Here is a 1,570-nt window from a genome sequence, read left to right on the forward strand (position 1 = left end):
CCCCGCCGTCGTAACGCACGCGGTGGCCCAACAGGCAGCGGCTGACCAGAATCTTCTGCATATCAGAACGGCTCGTTGCCACGGCGGCGGAACCAGCCGGTCAGTGACAGGCGCTCGCGGTTGGCCGGCAACACTTCATGGGGCACTTCACCGGAGAGGAACACCACCAGACAGCCGCCAGTGGGTTGCACGTCATGCACCCGGTCTTCGTCCAGATACATGCGCAACTGACCGCCGTCTTCCGGCAGCCACGCGTCATTGAGGTAGACCACCGCCGAAACCATACGCCGGTCATCGTCGCGAAAGCGGTCAACGTGCTTGCGGTAAAACGCGCCCGGCGGATACAGGGCGAAGTGGCATTCGAAATCCTCAAGCCCCAGGAACAAGCCGCGATTGAGCGCCTCGCGCAGGCTGTCCATCAGATTCAGATAACGGTCGCTGGCCTCGGCCTGGCCCGGGTCGATCCACTGGATGTGGTCGCCACGAATGCCCTCGCGAATCTCCGAAAACGGCCCACGACCCACCGCCGCCGGCGCCAGTTCACCCTCGGCCTCACGTTTGCGGCACTCGGCCGCCAGCTCGCGGGTCAAACCCGCGGGCAGGAAAATGTTCTGCTGCGACCAGCCATGCTCGGCCAGGTCGTCGACGATACGTAACAGCAGCGGGTGTTCAGAGGATATTTGCATGGCGCGCATAGTATGCCTGCGGCAAGAAATCCGACAGAGCCACGCGGCGGCTTGATACGAATTCTCGACAAGTACCGGCACCGCACGGAGAATAGTCCGCTGCTGACAGGAGTCCCTATGCGCCGTTTGCTTTTTTCACTGTTGATGTTCTGCGTTTTGCCCGCCTGGGCGGACGGCCACGATCAGTTGTACAAGATCGCCGGCTGGCCAGATCAACGTGCGCATTTCAATGATGCCCTGAGTGCCGCGCAGCAGCGCTACCAGAACAACCTGCCACCGGCGGTGTTTCAAGCCCTGGTCAACAACAGCAACCAGCGCTTCGCCCCCCAGGCCATGGATCAGCGTGCCGAAGCGCAATTGCGCCAGCACCTTGCCGATCCACAACCGGCACTGACCTTCTTTCAATCGCCATTGGGCAAAAAAATCGTCGCCGCTGAGTTGCTCGCCACCCGTCGCGATCAACTGGCGAAGAACGCCAAGGGCTTGCCGAAAATGCAGGTCAGCGACAGCCGTCTGCTGATCATCGGCCATCTGGCGCAAGCGCTGCCGGCGCGCGAGGCCGGTGCCGAGGTCAGCCTGGCGATTGCCGGCGTGGCGGCGGACAGCTTGAGTTCGATGATTCCCGGCCTGCTCGGCGGCGGTCAGGCGCAAGGCATGCTGAACGGCCAGCGCCAGCGCCTGATGGAGCAGATCGGCGCCGATTTGAACAACACGCTGCTCTACGTTTATCGCGATCTGTCGGATGACGAACTGGAGCAGTTCGCGACCTTTGCCGAGTCCAGCGAGGGCAAGGCGTATTACCAGGCGGCGCTGGCGGCGATTAGGGCGGGGTTGGCGGTGGGGCAAAGCTCCTCGAACCTTGGCCAGTAAGCTTTATCGCCTTT

At 62.4% G+C, this 1,570-nt stretch carries 2 protein-coding genes and 1 pseudogene; 1 reads left to right on the forward strand and 2 read right to left on the reverse strand.

What is annotated here, in order from left to right; genetic code table 11:
• Both DBR18_RS28655 and DBR18_RS03210 read right to left on the reverse strand, forming a co-directional pair.
• A pseudogene (locus DBR18_RS28655) lies at positions 1 to 61 on the reverse strand (DUF523 domain-containing protein); the annotation flags it as partial.
• Position 62: 1 nt separating this feature from the next.
• Positions 63 to 695, reverse strand: coding sequence for a 2OG-Fe(II) oxygenase (locus DBR18_RS03210; RefSeq protein WP_108589222.1), 633 nt, complete (start codon positions 693 to 695; stop codon positions 63 to 65).
• A gap of 108 nt (positions 696 to 803) precedes the next feature.
• On the opposite strand from DBR18_RS03210, the gene DBR18_RS03215 reads away from it, so the two are divergent.
• Positions 804 to 1,556: a DUF2059 domain-containing protein gene (locus DBR18_RS03215; protein ID WP_108589223.1), complete on the forward strand. Its 753-nt coding sequence runs from the start codon at positions 804 to 806 to the stop codon at positions 1,554 to 1,556.
• The last annotated feature ends 14 nt before the right edge of the window (positions 1,557 to 1,570 follow it).

Source organism: Pseudomonas sp. HMWF021, from assembly GCF_003061005.1.
GTDB lineage: Bacteria > Pseudomonadota > Gammaproteobacteria > Pseudomonadales > Pseudomonadaceae > Aquipseudomonas.